The sequence below is a fragment of the Actinacidiphila sp. bgisy160 genome (assembly GCF_057707815.1).
Genome location: NZ_JBYIQW010000001.1, coordinates 318,966 through 337,149 on the forward strand (window position 1 = coordinate 318,966; position 18,184 = coordinate 337,149).

At 73.4% G+C, this 18,184-nt stretch carries 17 protein-coding genes; 15 read left to right on the top strand and 2 right to left on the bottom strand.

The window, feature by feature from the left end; translation table 11 throughout:
* The first annotated feature begins 141 nt into the window (after positions 1–141).
* From AC3EUJ_RS01510 to AC3EUJ_RS01535, 6 genes are all read left to right on the top strand, one after another.
* On the top strand, positions 142–1,560 hold the full coding sequence (locus AC3EUJ_RS01510) for a DUF2252 domain-containing protein (RefSeq protein WP_431959004.1): 1,419 nt from the start codon (positions 142–144) through the stop codon (positions 1,558–1,560).
* Between the two features lie 82 nt (positions 1,561–1,642).
* Entirely contained in the window at positions 1,643–2,479 is an 837-nt protein-coding gene (locus tag AC3EUJ_RS01515; RefSeq protein WP_431959005.1) for a hypothetical protein, read from the top strand.
* A 49-nt stretch (positions 2,480–2,528) separates the two neighbouring features.
* Positions 2,529–2,861 carry a rhodanese-like domain-containing protein gene (locus AC3EUJ_RS01520; RefSeq protein WP_431959006.1) on the top strand — a complete coding sequence of 111 codons (333 nt, stop codon included), beginning with the start codon at positions 2,529–2,531 and terminating at the stop codon, positions 2,859–2,861.
* Positions 2,862–3,040: 179 nt separating this feature from the next.
* On the top strand, positions 3,041–3,715 hold the full coding sequence (locus AC3EUJ_RS01525; protein ID WP_431959007.1) for a DUF5819 family protein: 675 nt from the start codon (positions 3,041–3,043) through the stop codon (positions 3,713–3,715).
* Between the two features lie 80 nt (positions 3,716–3,795).
* Positions 3,796–5,118 carry an HTTM domain-containing protein gene (locus tag AC3EUJ_RS01530; RefSeq protein ID WP_431959222.1) on the top strand — a complete coding sequence of 441 codons (1,323 nt, stop codon included), beginning with the start codon at positions 3,796–3,798 and terminating at the stop codon, positions 5,116–5,118.
* A 29-nt stretch (positions 5,119–5,147) separates the two neighbouring features.
* Complete coding sequence (locus AC3EUJ_RS01535; protein WP_431959223.1) at positions 5,148–5,795, top strand: TrmH family RNA methyltransferase; 648 nt, start codon at positions 5,148–5,150, stop codon at positions 5,793–5,795.
* A gap of 45 nt (positions 5,796–5,840) precedes the next feature.
* Here AC3EUJ_RS01535 and paaN read toward each other — a convergent pair whose 3' ends face one another.
* Complete coding sequence (paaN, locus tag AC3EUJ_RS01540) at positions 5,841–7,517, bottom strand: phenylacetic acid degradation protein PaaN (protein WP_431959008.1); 1,677 nt, start codon at positions 7,515–7,517, stop codon at positions 5,841–5,843.
* Positions 7,518–7,649: 132 nt separating this feature from the next.
* Between paaN and AC3EUJ_RS01545 the strand changes: the two genes are divergently transcribed.
* The 3 genes from AC3EUJ_RS01545 to AC3EUJ_RS01555 are packed head-to-tail and all read left to right on the top strand — an operon-like array spanning position 7,650 to position 10,552.
* Entirely contained in the window at positions 7,650–9,170 is a 1,521-nt protein-coding gene (locus AC3EUJ_RS01545; RefSeq protein ID WP_431959009.1) for a 3-hydroxyacyl-CoA dehydrogenase, read from the top strand.
* Positions 9,171–9,172: 2 nt separating this feature from the next.
* The gene (locus AC3EUJ_RS01550; protein WP_431959010.1) at positions 9,173–9,790 is read left to right on the top strand and encodes a TetR/AcrR family transcriptional regulator; all 618 of its coding nucleotides are present in this window, start codon (positions 9,173–9,175) and stop codon (positions 9,788–9,790) included.
* Positions 9,791–9,823: 33 nt separating this feature from the next.
* Positions 9,824–10,552, top strand: a complete 729-nt coding sequence (locus AC3EUJ_RS01555; RefSeq protein WP_431959011.1) for an alpha/beta hydrolase family protein — start codon at positions 9,824–9,826, stop codon at positions 10,550–10,552.
* 18 nt (positions 10,553–10,570) lie between these two features.
* On the opposite strand, the gene AC3EUJ_RS01560 is transcribed toward AC3EUJ_RS01555, so the two are convergent.
* The gene (locus AC3EUJ_RS01560) at positions 10,571–11,113 is read right to left on the bottom strand and encodes an Lrp/AsnC family transcriptional regulator (protein ID WP_431959012.1); all 543 of its coding nucleotides are present in this window, start codon (positions 11,111–11,113) and stop codon (positions 10,571–10,573) included.
* Positions 11,114–11,262: 149 nt separating this feature from the next.
* Between AC3EUJ_RS01560 and pdhA the strand changes: the two genes are divergently transcribed.
* From pdhA to AC3EUJ_RS01590, 6 genes are read left to right on the top strand one after another with little or no spacing between them, the layout of a single operon-like run.
* Positions 11,263–12,363: a pyruvate dehydrogenase (acetyl-transferring) E1 component subunit alpha gene (pdhA, locus tag AC3EUJ_RS01565; protein ID WP_431959013.1), complete on the top strand. Its 1,101-nt coding sequence runs from the start codon at positions 11,263–11,265 to the stop codon at positions 12,361–12,363.
* Complete coding sequence (locus AC3EUJ_RS01570) at positions 12,360–13,385, top strand: alpha-ketoacid dehydrogenase subunit beta (protein WP_431959014.1); 1,026 nt, start codon at positions 12,360–12,362, stop codon at positions 13,383–13,385. Before pdhA ends, AC3EUJ_RS01570 begins: the two co-directional genes overlap by 4 nt.
* Complete coding sequence (locus AC3EUJ_RS01575; protein ID WP_431959015.1) at positions 13,385–14,746, top strand: dihydrolipoamide acetyltransferase family protein; 1,362 nt, start codon at positions 13,385–13,387, stop codon at positions 14,744–14,746. The genes AC3EUJ_RS01570 and AC3EUJ_RS01575 overlap by 1 nt, the downstream gene beginning before the upstream one ends.
* Positions 14,747–14,774: 28 nt before the next feature.
* The gene (locus AC3EUJ_RS01580) at positions 14,775–15,686 is read left to right on the top strand and encodes an NTP transferase domain-containing protein (protein ID WP_431959016.1); all 912 of its coding nucleotides are present in this window, start codon (positions 14,775–14,777) and stop codon (positions 15,684–15,686) included.
* A complete protein-coding gene (locus tag AC3EUJ_RS01585) occupies positions 15,683–17,116 on the top strand; it encodes a molybdopterin molybdotransferase MoeA (protein WP_431959017.1) in 1,434 nt (477 codons plus the stop codon). The genes AC3EUJ_RS01580 and AC3EUJ_RS01585 overlap by 4 nt, the downstream gene beginning before the upstream one ends.
* On the top strand, positions 17,113–18,183 hold the full coding sequence (locus AC3EUJ_RS01590; protein ID WP_431959018.1) for a potassium channel family protein: 1,071 nt from the start codon (positions 17,113–17,115) through the stop codon (positions 18,181–18,183). Before AC3EUJ_RS01585 ends, AC3EUJ_RS01590 begins: the two co-directional genes overlap by 4 nt.
* Position 18,184: the final 1 nt, after the last annotated feature.

The following is an 18,184-nucleotide window of genomic DNA, read 5'->3' on the forward strand; positions in this document are numbered from 1 at the left end:
TCGGGCACCTGCGGTTCGGCTGCGGTTCGGCGCGGAAGGCTGAAAGGGCATCAGGGTCGGGTCGTCACGTCCAGGCAAGCATGAAACATCGGACGCGGTCCGGTAAATGGCTAGATTGCCCCCAGGAGTGACCAACCGGGCATGGCCCAAGGGGAGGGTGAGCACGTGGAGCACAGGCTTCCGCACATCGCCGGGTTCCGGAGATGGCCGCACGACGGCCGGCCCAAGCAGGAGGGCAAGGCGCTGCGGGAGGCGGTGCCGCGCGAGGCGCACGCGGGGTTCGCGCCCGGCGCCGACCGGCCCGGCGCCGTGGAGGCGGTGTGGGAGTCCGGCCTCGGGCGCATCGCGGAACTCGTCCCGCTGAGGGTGGGGAGGATGGCGGCGAGCCCCTTCGCCTTCCTGCGCGGTTCGGCCGGGCTGATGGCCGCCGACCTCGCGGGCGGCCCGGTCACCGGGATCGGCGCCCAGATCTGCGGGGACGCGCACGCCGCCAACTTCGGCCTGTACGGGGACCACCTCGGCCGGCTGGTCATGGACATCAACGACTTCGACGAGACCGTCCACGGACCCTGGGAGTGGGACGTCAAGCGGCTCGCCGCCTCCCTGGTGCTGGCCGGGCGTGAGGCCGGGGCGGACGAGGACGCGTGCCGGGGCGCCGCCTACGACGCGGTGGGCGCGTACCGGCGCACCATGCGGCTGCTGGCGAGGATGCCGGTGCTGGACGCCTGGCACGCCATCGCCGACGAGGAGCTGGTGGCGCATGCCGACGCCCGCGACCTGGCGGGCACGCTGCGCCTGGTGGCGGGGAAGGCGCGCCGCAACACCAGCGCCAAGTTCGCGGCGCGGGCGACGGAGGAGGTCGAGGGCGGCGGCCGCCGCTTCGTCGACGCTCCCCCGGTGCTGCGCCGGGTGCCGGACGAGGAGGCGGCGGCGGTCGCCGCGTCCCTGTCGGAGGCCGGCTACCAGGCGACGATCGGTGAGGACCGGCGGCCGCTGCTGGCCCGCTACGCGGTGCACGACGTGGCGTTCCGGGTGGTCGGGACGGGCAGCGTGGGCACCCGGTCGTACGTGGTGCTGCTCCTGGACCACCTCGGGCAGCCGCTGGTGCTGCAGGTGAAGGAGGCCCGTCCCTCCGCGCTGCTGCCGTACCTGGGCAAGGCCGGGTTCGACGCGCCCGTGGTGGAGCACGAGGGGTGGCGCGTGGTGCTGGGCCAAAAGCGCATGCAGGTCGTCAGCGACAGTCTGCTGGGCTGGGCCGACGTGGACGGCAGGCCGTACCAGGTACGGCAGTTCCGCAACCGCAAGGGCAGCGTCGACCCCGCGGAGCTGGAGCCCGGCCTGATAGACGACTACGCGCGGATGACCGGCGCGCTGCTGGCCCGGGCGCACGCGCACTCCGCGGACCCGCGGCTGATCGCGGGCTACTGCGGCAAGGGCGAGCAACTGGACGAGGCGGTCGCGGCGTTCGCGGTCGCGTACGCCGACCGGACCGAGGCGGACCACGCCGAGCTGGTGGCGGAGGTGCGGGCCGGGCGGATCGCCGCGGAAGAGGGCGTGTGAGGGCACTGGTGCCGGTGTGCCGGTGGCAGCTACCAGGCCGTAGCCTGTGACCGGCGCCCCCCACTCCTCGTAGGCTGGACCGGTGACGAATTCCCCCGGCACCGAGTCGGCCCATTCCCCCCGCACCGAGTCGGCCGCCGCATCCTCCTCCGAGCCGCAGGACCGGCTGGCGCAGGCGGTGCGCGCCGCCGAGCAAGCCCTGATCGAGTTCGAGATCGCGGTGGAGACCTTCAGGGTGGAGGTCGAGAACTTCTCCCGGCTGCACCACCAGAGGCTCGGCCCGATGTACGCCCGGCTCGACGAGCTCGACGCGCTGATCGCGGAGGCGGTCGCGGCCAAGAGCGGCTCCCGCGAGGACATCCAGCGCGCCTGGGAGGCGCGCGCCCTCGTGATGCCGATGCCGGGGGTGGAGGAGCTCTTCGAGGGTCTGCTCGGCTCGGACGGGGTCCGGCCCCAGGAGGACCCGAACCCGCCGCGCCGCGTGCGGCCGGGCAAGGAGGCGCAGCGGCTCTACCGCGAGCTGGTCCGCAAGGCGCACCCGGACCTGGCGCAGGACGAGGCCGAGGTCGAGCGCCGGAGCGAGTTCATCGCCCGGGTCAACGAGGCGTACACCTACGGGGACGAGCAGCGCCTGCGCGAGCTGGCGGAGGAGTGGGAGGCCGGGCCGGTCCCGGCGGAGGGGCAGCCGAGCGAGGCCGAGGTGCTGTACGCGCGGCTGGAGTGGCTGGCGGAGCGCAAGGAGCGGCTGGCAGCGCTCGCCGCCGATCTGGAGAACAGCGCGATCGCGCAGATGATGAAGCTCGCCCCGGAGGACCCGGACGGGCTGCTCAACGAGATCGCGGAGAACCTCCTCAACCAGGTGGCCAACCGCGAGGCCCGGCTGGCGGAGCTGGTGCGCTCCTCGAAGGGGTCCGAGTAGCGGGTCGGGTACGTTCGACCTGCACGCCCTGACCGAAGGAGCCCGTTCCATGTTCAACGCCCAGCTGCCCGCGGTGGACGCCGCGCAGGTCCCCGCCGACGCCTACCTGCTCGACGTCCGGGAGCACGACGAGTGGGACGCCGGGCATGCCGAGGGCGCGGCGCACATCCCGATGGGCGAGGTCGTCGCCCGTATCGAGGAGGTCCCGGCGGACCGCCGGGTGCACGTCGTGTGCCGGGTCGGCGGCCGCTCGGCGCAGGTCGCCCAGTACCTGATCGCGCAGGGCCTCGACGCGGTGAACGTCGACGGCGGCATGCTCGGCTGGGAGGCCGCGGGCCGCCCCCTGGTGACGGACGGCACGGGTCCGGCGCACGTGCTCTGAGGCCCCCTGCCCGCGCCATGGGCGGCTGACCGGCGGCACCTGCGCCCTGGCTCACCGCCTTCCCCGCCCTCCCCGTGCCACCCGCGGCCTGTGCTGACCGGTACGGCTGTACCGCACGTGTGTGGCATGAGTACCGTTCCGTGCTGAGCGGTGCACGGGGAACAGAGCGGAGAACCACGATGGAGCCACCCGAGGAGTCCGGGGGACCGGCCGGCATAGCCGCGTTGTCGCCGCCCGCGCGGATCGTGGTCGCGCTGGCGCTGGCCGCGGCCGCGGTCGGCGTCGCGGTGCACCTGCTCATGGTCTTCCTGCACGTCGCGCCGCCGAACACCGCCACCAAGAAGCACGGAGACCTGGTCGCCGGCTACGTCTACCCCGAGTTCGAGCAGAACTGGAAGCTCTTCGCGCCCAATCCGCTTCAGCAGAACATCCACGTCTGGGCGCGTGCCGAGGTGCACAAGGACGACGGCTCGACCCAGGTGACCGGCTGGGTCGACCTCACGGCCATGGACATAGCCGCCATCAGGCACAACGTCGCGCCCAGTCACACCCAGCAGAACGAGCTGCGCAGGGCGTGGAGCTTCTACGCCGCCTCCCACGGAGAGAACGACAAGCCCATCGGCGTGCGCGGCGAGCTGAGCAGGCAGTACCTGCAGCGCATCGTGGAGGGCCGCTTCGGGCCCCGGCTCAACGGCGGTGACGTCGTCCGCCTGCAGGTGCGGACCGGCACCACGCCGGTCGCGGCCCCCACCTGGAGCCCCGAGAAGATCGACACGCGTACCACCTTCCAGGTGCTGCCCTGGTGGCGCTCGGACGTGGCGGACGAGGACGAGGGCGGGGAGGACGCGTCGTGAGCGAGTACGTGAACGAGTCCGCGCGCGGGGCCGTGGAAGAGTCCGCGCACGAGGGCCCGGACGGGTCCGCGCGCGGGGCCGTGCACCGGCCGGTGCCCGCCGCCGGCCGGCCGGGCCCCGTCCCGCCCGCCGTCCCGTCCCCCTTCGCGGGACTGTCCCGTTCCGCCGCGGGCGGTCTGTCGCGCGGCCTGGCGCGGATCACCGGCACCACCGTCGGCCCCCACCAGGCCGCCGTCGTACGGATCGGCATCTCGCTGGCCTGGCTGCTGTTCCTGCTGCGTGAGTGGCCGCACCGCCACGAGCTCTACGGACCGGACGGGTCGTGGAGCTGGGACCTCGCGAACCGGCTCGTCGCCGACAACCACGCCTTCACCCCGCTGCTGTGGGGCAGGGCCGACGCCTGGTTCGAGGTCGTGTACGCGGGTGCGATCGCGGCGAGCGCGATGCTGCTGCTCGGCTGGCGCACCCGCACGGCCTCGCTGCTGTTCATGATCGGCGTGCTCGCCCTGCAGAACCGCAGTGTGTTCGTCGGCGACGGCGGCGACAACGTGATCCACCTGATGGCGATCTACCTCGTCTTCACCCGGTGCGGACAGGTCTGGTCGCTCGACGCCCGCCGCAGAGCCAAGGGCCGGGACACCGGCGGCGCGGGGATCGTGCTGTGGATCGTCCTCGGACTCGTGCTCGCCGTGGCGCAACTGCTCGGCAGCACCGGCCTGACCTGGACCGACGGCCTGCTGCCCTGGCTGGGCTGGACCCCGTTCCTGTGGGGCTTCCTAGTGCTCCAGGCCGTGTGGTGGGCGGTGCGGCGGTACGCGCCCGGCGAGCCGCGCGCGGTGCTCGACATCCTCGCCAACATCCTGCACGCCGCCGGTCTGCTGGTGATCGTGGTCGAGGTGTGCCTGATCTACGCCACGGCGGGCTGGTACAAGGTCCAGGGCTCCCGCTGGCAGGACGGGACCGCGCTGTACTACCCGCTGCACCTGGACGACTTCAGTCCCTGGCCGGAGTTGTCCCACGCGATGGCCGCCAACGGCCTGATGGTGATGGTGATCACCTATGGCACCGTGATCGTCCAGGTCGCCTTCCCCTTCACCCTCTTCAACCGCCGCGTGAAGAACGTGCTGCTCGCGCTGATGATCGTGGAGCACGCCTCGATCGCCGTCGTGCTCGGACTGCCGTTCTTCTCGCTGGCGATGATCGCCGCCGACGCGGTCTTCCTGCCCACCGGTTTCCTGCGCTGGGCGGGCGACCGGATGGGCCGGCTGGTGGGGCGCGGAGCGGGACGCCACGGGACGGCGGGCGCCACCGGGGAGCCGGAGGACGCGGGGGCGCAGGCGGCCACGGGCCAGCGAGGGCCGGGACCGGCCGGCGAGCCCGCCCCCTCTAACCTCGTGGTGTGAGCACCAGCCAGGACGACGCGGCCGAGCCGATGCAGTACGACGACGGCTTCGGCCCCGAGGTCGGGGTCGGGCCGCATCCGCGGCCCTGGCCGCAGGACCCGCGCTTCGACCCCGAACTGCTCGCGCACGGCGATCGCCGCAATGTGGTGGACGAGTACCGCTACTGGACGCGTGAGGCGATCGTCGCCGACCTCGACACCCGGCGCCACGACTTCCATGTCGCCGTCGAGAACTGGCAGCACGACTTCAACATCGGTTCCGTGGTGCGCACCGCCAACGCCTTCCTGGCCAAGGAGGTGCACATCGTGGGGCGGCGGCGCTGGAACCGGCGCGGCGCCATGGTGACCGACCGCTACCAGCATGTGCGTCACCACCTGGACGTCGCGGCGCTGGCCGCGTGGGCGGCCGAGGAGGACCTGCCGATCATCGGGATCGACAACCTCCCCGGCGCCGTGCCGCTGGAGACCACCGAGCTGCCCCGGAGGTGCGTGCTGCTCTTCGGGCAGGAGGGGCCCGGGCTGACCGACGAGGCGTGGAAGCACGCCGCGGCGGTCTGCTCGATCGCCCAGTTCGGTTCCACGCGCTCGATCAACGCGGGCGCCGCGGCCGCCATCGCCATGCACGCCTGGATCCAGCGCCACGCGCGGGTGGGGACGGAGCAGCCCCGTCCGGAGTGACAGGGCGGCTCCGGACGGGGCTGTCGGTGGTGCGCAAGAGCCGGATCAGACCGGGCGGCGGACCTCGATGACCCGGAAGCGGCTCGCGACGAAGGCCCCGTCGCACAGCGCGGCGTTGGCGGCGGGGTTGCCGCCGGAGCCGTGGAAGTCGGAGAAGGCGGCCGTCTGGTTGACGTACACCCCGCCGGTCAGGTTGAGGGAGAGCTGGGCGGCCTCCTCCAGGCAGACGTCCTCGATCTGCCGCTCCACCTCCCGGGAGGTGGTGTAGGCGCCGACCGTCATCGCGCCCTTGTCCCGAACGGTGCGGCGCAGCAGGTCGACCGCGTCCTGGGTGGAGTCCATGGCGACCGCGAAGGCGACCGGGCCGAAGCACTCCGACATGTAGGCGGCCTCGTCGTCCGGCTTGGCGCCGTCCAGCTTCACGATCACCGGGGTGCGGACCACGGCGTCCGGGAAGTCGGGGTTCGGGACCTCGCGGGAGGCGAGCGCGACCTCGCCGAGGGACGCGGCCGCCTCCAGGCGGGCCTTCACATCGGGGTTGACCAGCGCGCCCAGCAGGGCGTTGGCCCGGGCGTCATCGCCGAGCAACCCGCCGACTGCGGCCGCCAGATCGCCCACCACCTCGTCGAAGCCCTTGTGCCCGTCGTCGGTGGCGATGCCGTCGCGCGGGATCAGCAGGTTCTGCGGGGTGGTGCACATCTGGCCGCTGTACAGGGACAGGGAGAAGGCCAGGTTGGACAGCATGCCCTTGTAGTCGTCCGTGGAGTCGACGACGACGGTGTTGACGCCGGCCTTCTCGGTGAAGACCTGGGCCTGGCGGGCGTTGTCCTCCAGCCAGTCACCGAAGGCGGTGGAGCCCGTGTAGTCGATGACGCGGACCTCGGGGCGCAGCGCCAGCGTCTTGGCCAGGCCCTCACCGGGCCGCTCGGCGGCCAGGCAGATCAGGTTCGGGTCGAAGCCGGTCTCGGCGAGCACCTCGCGGGCGATCCTGACCGTCAGTGCCAGCGGGAGCACGGCGCGCGGGTGCGGCTTGACGACGACCGCGTTGCCGGTGGCCAGCGAGGCGAAGAGGCCTGGGTACCCGTTCCAGGTGGGGAAGGTGTTGCAGCCGATCACGAGCGCGACGCCGCGCGGCACCGCCGTGAAGTCCTTGCGCAGGGTCAGCGGGTCGCGCTTGCCCTGCGGCTTGACCCACTCGGCAGTGCCGGGGGTGCGCACCTGCTCGACGTAGGCGTAGGCGACGGCCTCGAGGCCCCGGTCCTGCGCGTGCGGGCCACCGGCCTGGAAGGCCATCATGAAGGCCTGGCCAGAAGTATGCATGACCGTGTGGGCGAGCTCCGTGGTGCGCGCGTTGATCCGGGCCAGGATCTCCAGGCAGACCAGGGCCCGGTTCTCCGGGCCGGCCTCCCGCCAGGCGGGCATCGCGGCCCGCATCGCGGGGAGGAGCACGTCGACGTCCGGGTGCGGGTACTCCACGCCCAGCTCGATGCCGTACGGGGACACCTCGCCGCCGGTCCAGCCGTCGGTACCGGGCTGGTCCAGGTCGAAGCGGGTGCCGCGCAGGGCCTCGAACGCGGCCTGGGCGGTCGCGCCGTCCGCGTATGCCTTCGGGTGCTCGGGGTACGGAGACCAGTACTCGCGGGTACGGATCGCCTTGAGCGCCTTGTCGAGCGTCTCGCGGTGCTTCACGACCGACGGGACAGCGGTGGGATCGGCAGCCATGGGGCCAACTCCTCGTCGAGCTGGATTGGGGTGGGCAGGGTGCTGGCTTCCCCGCTAGATTAACCGAATGTTCGGTCGGGACAAGGGGGGCCGGCCGAAGCTGTGGACAACTGGCGAGGAGCAGTGGCGGCGATGAGCGCTCTTGACCGATCCAGCACGGTCGCGGTGGTGGGCACGGGGACGATGGGCCAGGGAATCGCCCAGGTCGCACTGGTGGCGGGGCATTCCGTACGGCTCTACGACGCGGGCCCCGGCCGGGCCGAGCAGGCCGAGCGGGCCATAGCGGAACGGCTGGACCGCCTGGTGGAGAAGGGCCGGCTGCCCGCAGCCGGGCGTGACGCGGCCCGCGGGCGCCTCTCGGCCGTCCGGGAGATCGAGGAGCTGGCGGGCGTGTCGCTCGTCGTCGAGGCGATCCTGGAGGACCTGGGCGCCAAGCAGCAGCTTTTCACGGCCCTGGAGTCGGTGGTCCGCGAGGACTGCCTGCTGGCCACCAACACCTCCTCCCTGTCGGTGACCGCCGTGGCCGGTGCGCTGCGCCGCCCTGGCCGCTTCGTCGGCCTGCACTTCTTCAACCCCGCCCCACTGCTGCCGCTGGTCGAGGTGGTCTCCGGCGCCGCCACCGAGGAGGCCTTCGCCAGGACCGCGTACGACACCGCGGCCGCCTGGGGCAAGACGCCGGTGCGCTGCGCCGACACGCCCGGCTTCATCGTCAACCGGGTCGCGCGCCCCTTCTACGCGGAGGCCTTCCGGCTCCACGAGGAGCGCGTGGCCGATCCAGCCACCATCGACGCGGTGCTGCGGGAGAGCGGCGGCTTCCGGATGGGGCCGTTCGAGCTCACCGACCTCATCGGCCAGGACGTCAACGAGGCCGTCACTCGCTCGGTGTGGGAATCCTTCTTCCGGGACCCCAAGTTCGCCCCCTCCCTCGCCCAGCGGCGGCTGGTGGAGTCCGGGCGGCTGGGCCGCAAGAGCGGGCACGGCTGGTACGACCACGCCGAGGGTGCCGCCGCGCCGGTCCCCCACACCGCGGGGCCGGAGAAGCCGCCCGCCGAGGTCACCGTGTGCATGGGCGGCCGCGGCCCGGCCGCGGAACTGCCCCGGATGATCGCCGAGGCGGGCATCGAGGTGCTGGACGGCGAGGTCGCCGACCCGGACGACGGATACATCGAGCTGCCCGGCGGCGGCCGGCTCTATCTGGCGGACGGCGGCCCGGCCACCACGGGCCCGGCCGTCGACTACGTGCAGTTCGACCTCGCGCTGGACTACCGGGCCGCCACCCGGGTTGCGATCGCGCCGTCCGACTCCGCGCGCCCGGAGACGGTGCAGGCGGCGATCGGGCTGTTCCAGGCGCTGGGCAAGAAGGTCAGTGTCATCGAGGACGTCCCGGGCATGATCGTCGCCCGCACCGTGGCGATGCTGGTGGACTTCGCCACCGACGCCGTCGCTCGCGGGGTGGCCTCGCCGGAGGACGTCGACGCCGCGATGCGGCTCGGTGTGAACTACCCGCGCGGTCCGCTCGCCTGGGGCGACGAACTGGGCCCGGAGTGGGTCCGCGAGGTGCTGCGCAACCTGGACCAGGCGTACCCCGGCGGGCGCTACGCGCCGTCCCGTCAGCTGAGCCGCCGCGCGGCGGCCGAGGGGAGACTGCTCTAATCATGGCCATGGCACAGCGCGACACCTCCGCCCCCAAGAGGGACACCTACACCCCGGACTCGCTGCTGGCCGTGGCCGTGGCGGTCTTCATCGAGCGCGGCTACGACGGCACGTCCATGGAGCACCTGTCGCGGGCCGCCGGCATCTCCAAGTCTTCGATCTACCACCATGTGCGGGGCAAGGAGGAGCTTCTCGAGCGCGCCGTCGGCCGTGCCCTGGACGGTCTCTTCGGCATCCTGGAGGAGCCCGGAGCGCGCGGCGGGCGGGCCGTGGAGCGGCTGGAGTACGTCACGCGCCGTACCACCGAGGTGCTGATGGCGGAGCTGCCCTACGTCACGCTGCTGCTGCGGGTGCGCGGGAACACCAGGACCGAGCGCGCGGCACTGGAGCGCCGCAGGGAGTTCGACCACCGGGTCGCCGACCTGCTGAAGTCCGCCGTCGCGGAGGGGGACCTGCGGGGAGACGTGGAGCCCAGGCTCGCGACCAGGCTGCTCTTCGGAATGATCAATTCCATAGTCGAGTGGTACCAGCCGCACGCGGCCGGTACCCGGGAGCACGACGACGCGGCGGTCGTCGCCGCCGTCGTACGGCTCGCCTTCGACGGGCTGCGCGTCTCTTGACGCTGGTCCAGACCGGCCTCCACGATCAGGGCCATGCCATTCGCCCCTCGTGCCCGCCTGTGCGCCGCCTCTGCCGCCGTCCTGCTGCTCGCCGGGTGCGGAGGGGGTGACGGCGGCGGGCAGGCCGCCGACGCCACACCGCCGGAGGACTTCGGCTGCCTGACGGCCGCGCAGGCGAAGTCCGGATCCGTCAGCTACGACGACACCGACGACAACCCCGTGGACGCCTGGTTCGCCGGCAAGGGCGACACCGCCGTCCTGCTGATGCACCAGGCCGACGGCGACATGTGCCAGTGGATGCCGCAGGCCGATCTCCTGATCAAGGACGGCTACCGCGTCCTGGTCGTCGACTCGAACGGCAGCGAGGTGCCCGAGGTCGTGGCCGGGGTGGCGTTCCTGCGCGCCAAGGGCGCACGGCACGTCCTGCTCATGGGCGCCTCCAAGGGCGGCACGGCCGTCCTGGAGGGGGCCGCTTCGGTGGACCCGCCGGTCGACGCCGTGGTCTCGCTCTCCGCGCCGGAGACCTACGGGACCATGGACGCGAGCTCCGCGGTACCCCGGCTCACCGCGCCCGTGCTCTACATGGCGGCGGCGGGCGACACCGGGTTCGCCGAGTCGGCCGAGGCGCTGAGCAAGGCCACGAAGAAGGCGGCCGAGAACCGGCTCGACATCGTCAGCGGGCCCCAGCACGGGGTGGGCATGCTCACCTACGACCCCAACTGGGCCACCGTGACGGCCTTCCTCGAGAAGCACGCCGACTAGCGCTGGCCGGGCCATGGGTCAGTCGGTCAGCACCCGGTCGGTCTCCTCGAAGACCAGCAGTGTGCGGCTGCTGAGCACCTCGGGCACCGCCTGGATGCGCGTCAGCACCAGTTCCCGCAGGCTGCGGTTGTCGGGGGTGTGGACGAGCAGCAGGACGTCGAAGTCCCCGCTCACCAGGGCGATGTGCGCCACCCCGGGCAGCTCCAGCAGTTTCTCCCGCACGGTGCGCCAGGAGTTCTGCACGATCTTCAGCGTGATGTAGGCGGACGCGCCGTGACCCGCGCGTTCGTGGTCGACCCGGGCCGTGAAGCCGCGGATGACCCCGTCCTCGATGAGGCGGTTGATCCGGGCGTAGGCGTTGGCCCTGGACACGTGGACGTGCTCGGCCACCGATCGTATGGACGCCCGCCCGTCCTCCTGCAGGTAGCGCAGGATCGCGCGGTCGATGGCGTCCAGCGGACGCACCGCCGCCGGACCGGTGTCCGGCGCCGTGGCCTGTGGTCCCGGGGCTCCCCCCCGAGAAATTTGGGAATCCGTCACGCCCCCGAGCCTCCCTAGCATGGACGTACTGGCTCCATCTCAGGCTGTGCAGAACCGTTTGTCCACAGGCGGGACACACCTGTAGCCAAAATGCCTCCGGCGACCGAACAATCGGTAGGGGAGCGATACCCGCTCCCCCCAACGAACACGCCCACGAGGAGGTGCTCGCGATGACCGTCCTGGACCAGCACGTCTGGCAACCCCGCACCGACCCGGCGCCGCTGCTGCCCGACCCTGAGCCGTTCCGACTGCTCGGCACCCCCGAGGCAGGCGCGCTCGACGCCGGACTGCTGACCACGATGTACGGACAGCTGGTGCGCGGCCGCCGGTACAACCGGCAGGCCACCGCGCTCACCAAGCAGGGCAGGCTCGCCGTCTACCCCTCCAGCACCGGCCAGGAGGCGTGCGAGGTCGCCGCGGCGCTGGCCCTGGAGCCCCAGGACTGGCTGTTCCCCAGCTATCGCGACACCCTTGCCGCGGTCGCCCGCGGCGTCGACCCCGTGGAGGCGCTGACGCTGCTGCGCGGCGACTGGCACACCGGCTACGACCCGCGCGAGCACCGGGTCGCCCCGCTCAGCACGCCGCTGGCCACCCAGCTGCCGCACGCCGTGGGCCTGGCGCACGCCGCCAGGCTCAAGGGCGACGACGTCGTCGCGCTCGCCATGGTCGGCGACGGAGGCACCAGCGAGGGCGACTTCCACGAGGCGCTGAACTTCGCCGCCGTGTGGCGTTCCCCCGTGGTCTTCCTCGTGCAGAACAACGGCTTCGCCATCTCGGTGCCGCTCGCCAAGCAGACCGCCGCCCCGTCGCTGGCCCACAAGGCCGTCGGCTACGGGATGCCCGGGCGGCTCGTCGACGGCAACGACATCGCGGCCGTGCACGCCGTGCTCATCGAGGCCGTGGCCCGCGCCCGCGAGGGCGGCGGCCCGACCCTGGTGGAGGCGATCACCTATCGCATGGAAGCCCACACGAACGCCGATGATGCCACCCGGTACCGGGAGGACGCCGAGGTCGAGGCCTGGCGCGAGCACGACCCGATCGCGGTGCTCGAGCGCGCCCTGCGCGAGCGTGACCTGCTCGACGACGCGATGGTCCGCGACACCGAGGAGGACGCGGAGCGGATGGCATCCGCGCTGCGCGAGCGGATGAACGAGGACGCGGTCCTGGACCCGATGGACCTGTTCGCACACGTCTATGCCGAGCCCACCCCGCAGCTGCGCGAGCAGGCCGCGATGCTGAGGGCCGAGCTGGAGGCCGAGGCACAGTCATGAGCACCGCCACCACCGCGACCGCCGTGGCCACCGGGCGCAAGCCGGCCACCATGGCCCAGGCGCTCAACCGCGCGTTGCGCGACTCCCTCGCCGAGGACCCGTCCGTCCACCTCTTCGGTGAGGACATCGGCACCCTCGGCGGCGTCTTCCGGATCAGCGACGGCCTCGCCAAGGAGTTCGGCGACAGCCGCTGCACCGACACCCCGCTCGCCGAGGCCGGCATCCTCGGCACGGCCGTGGGCATGGCGATGTACGGCATGCGCCCCGTGGTCGAGATGCAGTTCGACGCCTTCGCCTACCCGGCGTTCGAGCAGCTGGTCAGCCACGTCGCCAAGATGCGCAACCGCACGCGCGGCGCCATGCCGCTGCCGATCACCATCCGGGTGCCCTACGGCGGAGGCATCGGCGGCGTCGAGCACCACAGCGACGCCTCCGAGGCGTACTACGCGCACACCCCCGGGCTGCACGTCGTCACCCCGGCCACGGTGGCGGACGCCTACGGGCTGCTGAGGGCCTCGATCGCCTCCGACGACCCGGTGATCTTCCTGGAGCCCAAGCGGCTGTACTGGTCAAAGGCCGACTGGTCGGCGGACGCGCCGGAGGAGGTGGCCCCGATCGGCCGGGCCGTCGTCCGCCGCGGCGGCCGCTCCGCCACGCTCATCACCTACGGCCCGTCGCTCCCGGTCTGCCTGGAGGCGGCCGAGGCCGCGCTGCAGGAGGGCTGGGACCTGGAGGTCGTCGACCTGCGCAGCCTGGTGCCCTTCGACGACGAGACGGTCGCCGCGTCGGTGCGCCGCACCGGCCGCGCGGTCGTCGTCCACGAGTCCACCGGCTTCGGCGGCGTGGGCGCCGAGATCGCCGCCCGGGTCACCGAGCGCTGCTTCCACCACCTGGAGGCCCCGGTCCTGCGGGTCGCCGGCTTCGACATCCCCTACCCGCCGCCGATGCTGGAGCGCCACCACCTGCCCGGCGTCGACCGCATCCTCGACGCGGTCGGGCGGCTGCAGTGGGAGGAGGCGTGATGGCCGTCGTCCGCGAATTCGCCCTGCCCGACCTGGGTGAGGGCCTGACCGAGGCCGAGATCGTTCGCTGGATGGTGCAGGTCGGCGACGTCGTCGCCATCGACCAGCCGGTCGTAGAGGTCGAGACGGCCAAGGCCGTGGTCGAGGTGCCCTGCCCCTACGGCGGTGTGGTCACCGCGCGGTTCGGCGAGGAGGGCCAGACCCTCGACGTCGGCAGGCCGCTGCTGACGGTCGCGGTCGGCACCCCCGACGGGCAGGCGCCCGGCGCTCCGGTGGCCGCCGCCCCGGCCGCCTCCGCCGACGGCGACTCCGGGTCCGGCAACGTGCTGGTCGGCTACGGCACCAGTGGCCCCGCGGCCCGGCGCCGCCGGGTGCGCCCCGCGCCGGCTCCCGTCGCGACAGCCCCGGCAGCCGCTCCGCCTCCCGCCCCGGTGCCTGCCCCGGCCGCGGTGGCCGCGGTCACCGCGCCGGACCGGCGCGAGGGTCCCGTCGCCGTCATCTCCCCGCTGGTGCGGCGCAGGGCCCGTGAGCACGGCCTCGACCTGCGCGCGCTGACCGGTTCCGGCCCCGACGGGCTGATCCTGCGCTCCGACGTGGAACGGGCCATCACGGCAGGGTCCACGGCGCCGGTCGCCGTGGCGGCCCACCCGGCGCCCGCCGCCGCGGCCGCTGAGGGCACCCGCATCCCGTTGCGGGGCATCCGCGGCGCCGTGGCCGAGAAGCTCGGCCGCAGCCGGCGGGAGATCCCCGACGCCACCTGCTGGGTCGACGCCGACGCGACGGAACTGCTTGCCGCGCGTGCGGCGATGAACGCCGCGGGCGGTCCCAAGGTGTCGGTCCTCGCACTGTTCGCGCGGATCTGCGCGGCGGCCCTGGCCCGCTACCCGGAGCTCAACTCCACGGTGGACACCGAGCGCGGCGAGATCGTCGTGCTGCCGGAGGTGCACATCGGCTTCGCCGCGCAGACCGATCGCGGTCTGGTCGTTCCGGTCGTCCGGGACGCCCACCGGCTCAGCACGGAGGAGCTGTCGGCGGAGATCGGCCGACTCACCGAGGCGGCCCGCTCCGGCGGTCTGACCCCGGCCCAGCTGACTGGTGGCACCTTCACGCTCAACAACTACGGCGTGTTCGGCGTCGACGGCTCCACGCCGATCATCAACCATCCCGAGGCCGCGATGCTCGGCGTCGGCCGGATCACCCCCAAACCGTGGGTGCATCAAGGCCAACTGGCGGTACGTCAGGTGGTCCAGCTGTCGTTCACCTTCGACCACCGGGTGTGCGACGGCGGCACGGCGGGCGGCTTCCTCCGCTTCGTCGCGGACTGCGTGGAACAGCCGGCGGTGCTGCTCCGGGCGGTGTGAACACCTCACGGTGGGCGATACTCCGGGCATGACCCCGGAGCCGCGTGAGCCGCATGACCACCCATCGCCGCGTTCGCCGTACGAGCAGCCCCACGACGCGGTCGTCCTCGCCGGCGGCGCCGCCAGGCGCCTCGGCGGGGCCGACAAGCCGGGGCTGCCGGTCGCCGGCCGCGCGCTGATCGACCGTGTCCTGGACGCGTGCGCGGGAGCGGCCACCACGGTGGTCGTGGGCCCGCGCCGCCCCACCGCCCGCCCGGTGGCCTGGGCCCGCGAGGAACCGCCGGGCGGGGGCCCGCTGCCCGCGCTCTTCGCCGGGCTGCGCGAGGTCACCGCGGACGTCGTGCTGGTGCTCGCCGCCGACCTGCCGTTCCTCTCCCGTACGACGGTGGACGCGCTGCTCGCCGCCCTGCGCGGCGCGGAGGGCGCCGACGGGGTCGTGCTCACCGACTCCGACGGCCGCGACCAGACGCTGGCGGCCACCTACCGCACGGAAGCGCTGCGCCAGCACCTGGCGCTGATCGCCGCGGAGCACGGGACCCTCAGCGGGCTGCCGTTGCGTCTGCTCACCGGCGAACTGGCCCTGCGGCGGCTGCCCGACCCGACCGGGCAGGCCTCCTTCGACTGCGACACCTGGGACGACCTCTCCACAGCCCGGGCCCGGATCAGGGAGCATGGGGGCGTGTTGGATGAATGGATCACCGCAGCCAAAGCCGAACTCGGCATCGAACTCGACGTCGACATGCGCATGCTCCTCGATCTCGCCCGGGACGCCGCGCACGGCGTCGACCGCCCCGCCGCGCCGCTGACCACCTTCCTGGTGGGCTACGCGGCGGCCACGGCGGGCGGGGGCGAGCAGGCCGTCGCGGAGGCCGCCAGGCGTGCTTCCGCGCTGGCCGAGCGGTGGGCGAAGGAAGCGGAGAGCGGGGACCCGGGCGCATGAACCTGCCGGGTGCGGCGGGCGGCGCCCGCGACACCGGTGCCGGGGACGCCGCCGACGACGAGTTGGACGCGGCGCTGGCCCTGGCCAACGGGCGGTCCGCCGGCCGGCACGACCCCGTGCAGCCACCCTCCGGCGGGGCGGACCCCGACGGCGCCCCGACGCCCCTCCCCCACCCGCACGGCGGGACCCGGGGCGGCGCCCACAGCGCCCACGGCGCCCGCGGAGGCAACGGCGTCCACGGCGCCAACGGAGGCCACCACGACCTGCCGTGGCCCCGGGCACGGCGCATCGCCGGCTCCGCCGCGGAACCGCTGGCACGGCTGGCCGTGCCGCTCGGCGCCGCGCTGGGACACGCTCTGGCCGGGCCGCTGATCGCGCTCACGGACCTGCCCTCCTTCGACACCTCCGCGATGGACGGCTGGGCCGTCGCAGGCCCGGGCCCGTGGCGCACGGAAGGCAGCGTCCTCGCCGGGCAGGCTTCCGGGGCCCCGCTGCTCGACGGCCACGCGACCGTCATCGCCACCGGGGCCGCGCTGCCCCCCGGCACGACGGCGGTGCTGCGCCGGGAACACGGGCGGATCACCGCCGACGGGCTGCTGCACGCCACGCGGGGCGGCCCCGGGCCCGGCCAGGACGTGCGGCCCCGCGGCCAGGAGTGCCGCGGCGGCGACGAGTTGCTGGCGGCCGGCGCGCTGGTCACGCCCGCGGTGCTCGGCCTGGCCGCGGCGGCGGGCTACGACGAACTGACCGTCATCGCGCGGCCGTCGGTGGAGGTCCTCGTCCTGGGTGACGAGTTGCTGGACGGCGGCGCGCCCGGCGCCGGACGGGTGCGGGACGCGCTCGGCCCGCTGCTGCCCGGCTGGCTCGGCGCGCTCGGGGCCGGCACGGTCCGCGCGCGGCGGCTGAAGGACGATGCCGGCCTGCTGGAGGACGCCGTCACCGGGTCCACCGCCGATGTCGTCGTCACCACCGGCGGCACCGCGGGCGGCCCGGTGGACTTCGTCCACCCCGTGCTGGAACGCATCGGCGCGCGGTTGCTCGTCGACGGCGTCGCGGTCCGCCCCGGCCACCCCATGCTGCTGGCCGAACTGCCGGACGGTGGACGGCTGGTGGGCCTGCCGGGCAATCCGTTGGCCGCGGTCTCCGGGGTGCTGACCCTGGCCGTCCCCCTGTTGCGCGCGCTCGCGGGCCGCCCGGCCCCGGTGGCGTACGAGGCACGGCTCACCGGTGACGTGCACGGCCATCCCACCGACACCCGTCTGGTGCCGGTGGTCCTCGACGACGAGTCGCAGGCGGCTCCGCTGCACTTCAGCGGTCCGGCCATGTTGCGCGGCGTCGCGGCGGCCGACGGCATGGCCGTGATCCCGCCCGGCGGGGCCGTCAAGGGCGACCGTACGGCCGTCCTGGAGACCGGCTGGGGGCGGCTGTGAGGGACGCGGGCCGCGGCCGAGGCGCCGCGTGGGCGACCGGCGACGTCGTCCACCTGCCCCACAAGAAAACCGTCGGGCCCCTGATCCAGGTGGCCCGGCGGCTCCTGCTGGCCCTGCTGGTCCTGGTACTGACCGTAGCGATCGTGTACGTCGACCGCGGTGGCTACCACGACAACGCCGGCGGCCCGATGTCGCTGCTGGACTGCGTCTACTACGCGACCGTCACCCTCTCCACCACCGGCTACGGCGATATCGTCCCGTACAGCGCGAGCGCGCGGCTGACCAACGTTCTCCTGGTCACGCCCCTTCGCGTGCTCTTCCTGATCATCCTCGTCGGCACCACTCTCGAGGTGCTCACCGAGCGCACCCGCGAGCAGTACCGGCAGCAGCGCTGGAGGTCCACCGTGCGCGACCACACCGTCATCGTCGGATACGGCACCAAGGGCCGTTCCGCCGCCAAGACGCTGACCGGCCACGGCGTGCCCACTCAGCGGATCGTGGTGGTCGACCCCGACCCCAAGGCGGTGGAGTCCGCGGTCGCCGCGGGCTTCGCCGGCGTTACCGGCGACGCGACCCGCAACGACGTCCTGCTGCGCGCGGAGATCCAGCGGGCCAGGGAACTGATCATCGCGGCGCAGCGGGACGACACCGCCGTCCTGGTGGCGCTCACGGCCCGCCAGCTGAGCAAGCGGATCACCATCGTCGCGTCCGTGCGCGAGGAGGAGAACGCCCCCCTGCTGCGCCAGTCGGGCGCCGACGCCGTCGTCACCAGCTCCGGCGCGGCGGGCCGGCTGCTCGGGATGTCGATGCTCAGCCCGAGCGCGGGTGAGGTGATGGAGGAGCTGATCAGCTACGGCAGCGGGCTGGACCTGATCGAGCGCCCGGTCACCAAGGCGGAGGCCGGGCTGGACCCGCGTGAGATCGGCGACCTGGTCGTGGTCGTCAAGCGCGGCCACCGGCTGCTCGACCACGACAACCCCGAGGCGAGCCCGTTGAAGTTGACCGATCGGCTCATCGTCATCCACAGGACGAGTCAGGAAGACTCCTCGCACGCCCCGCAGAGGTAGC

Excerpts from the sequence above, each read along its gene's own strand:
- AC3EUJ_RS01550 (WP_431959010.1), top strand. The coding sequence starts at position 9,173 with ATGGCCATGGCACAGCGCGACACCTCCGCCCCCAAGAGGGACACCTAC.
- AC3EUJ_RS01585 (WP_431959017.1), top strand. The coding sequence starts at position 15,683 with ATGAACCTGCCGGGTGCGGCGGGCGGCGCCCGCGACACCGGTGCCGGG.
- AC3EUJ_RS01510 (WP_431959004.1), top strand. The coding sequence starts at position 142 with ATGGCCCAAGGGGAGGGTGAGCACGTGGAGCACAGGCTTCCGCACATC.
- AC3EUJ_RS01535 (WP_431959223.1), top strand. The coding sequence starts at position 5,148 with ATGCAGTACGACGACGGCTTCGGCCCCGAGGTCGGGGTCGGGCCGCAT.
- pdhA (WP_431959013.1), top strand. The coding sequence starts at position 11,263 with ATGACCGTCCTGGACCAGCACGTCTGGCAACCCCGCACCGACCCGGCG.
- paaN (WP_431959008.1), bottom strand. The coding sequence starts at position 7,517 with ATGGCTGCCGATCCCACCGCTGTCCCGTCGGTCGTGAAGCACCGCGAG.
- AC3EUJ_RS01560 (WP_431959012.1), bottom strand. The coding sequence starts at position 11,113 with ATGCTAGGGAGGCTCGGGGGCGTGACGGATTCCCAAATTTCTCGGGGG.
- AC3EUJ_RS01570 (WP_431959014.1), top strand. The coding sequence starts at position 12,360 with ATGAGCACCGCCACCACCGCGACCGCCGTGGCCACCGGGCGCAAGCCG.
- AC3EUJ_RS01520 (WP_431959006.1), top strand. The coding sequence starts at position 2,529 with ATGTTCAACGCCCAGCTGCCCGCGGTGGACGCCGCGCAGGTCCCCGCC.
- AC3EUJ_RS01525 (WP_431959007.1), top strand. The coding sequence starts at position 3,041 with ATGGAGCCACCCGAGGAGTCCGGGGGACCGGCCGGCATAGCCGCGTTG.
- AC3EUJ_RS01575 (WP_431959015.1), top strand. The coding sequence starts at position 13,385 with ATGGCCGTCGTCCGCGAATTCGCCCTGCCCGACCTGGGTGAGGGCCTG.
- AC3EUJ_RS01580 (WP_431959016.1), top strand. The coding sequence starts at position 14,775 with ATGACCCCGGAGCCGCGTGAGCCGCATGACCACCCATCGCCGCGTTCG.
- AC3EUJ_RS01545 (WP_431959009.1), top strand. The coding sequence starts at position 7,650 with ATGAGCGCTCTTGACCGATCCAGCACGGTCGCGGTGGTGGGCACGGGG.
- AC3EUJ_RS01555 (WP_431959011.1), top strand. The coding sequence starts at position 9,824 with ATGCCATTCGCCCCTCGTGCCCGCCTGTGCGCCGCCTCTGCCGCCGTC.